Here is a 525-nt window from a genome sequence, read left to right as displayed (position 1 = left end):
TCCGCGCCGCCGAGGGCCGCGCGGGCCTGAACGCCGGCCCCGCCGACGGCGACGCCGCCGCCGACCGGGCCTGGCCGGCCGTGCCGACCCTGGTCTTCCACGGCCCCGACGACAAGGTGGCCCCCTGGGCGGCCTCCCGCCGCTTCGCCGCCCGCCGTCCCGGACTGGTCACCCTCCACCCCGTCCCGCACGCCCCGCACGCCGCCATGTGGAATCCCGACCCGGCCGCGTACGAGGAAGCCCTGCGCCGCTTCCTGACCCCCTTGATGTGAGCTACCGCGGAGCACCGCGCCCAGGCCGAGCCCTCACCGCCCCCGGAGCGGTCCCCAGGGTTCCGTTTAAGGCTGTACCGCTGGCCTGAACACGTCTCCTCACCCCTCCCCGAACCTCGTGCGTTGGCCAGTCCCGTAGCCCGCCGTGACATTCCGTTTGGGTTTTCGGACCGTCAACCGGAAGACTGCACCCGTGACGTCCCGTATCCCGCGCGACTCCAGGCTTCGACTCGTCCGCCCACGACCCCTGGCC

At 73.9% G+C, this 525-nt stretch carries 1 protein-coding gene; it reads left to right on the top strand.

Going from position 1 to position 525, the window contains the following annotated elements:
* The coding region (locus tag BZL64_RS38525; RefSeq protein ID WP_244205809.1) for an alpha/beta fold hydrolase at positions 1–272 on the top strand (272 nt) is incomplete at its 5' end.
* Positions 273–525 lie beyond the last annotated feature (253 nt).

The organism is Streptomyces bobili (assembly GCF_002154575.1).
Lineage (GTDB): Bacteria > Actinomycetota > Actinomycetes > Streptomycetales > Streptomycetaceae > Streptomyces > Streptomyces bobili.
The sequence above is the reverse complement of the archived record's forward strand: the minus strand, read 5'-3'. Positions and strand labels throughout refer to the sequence as shown.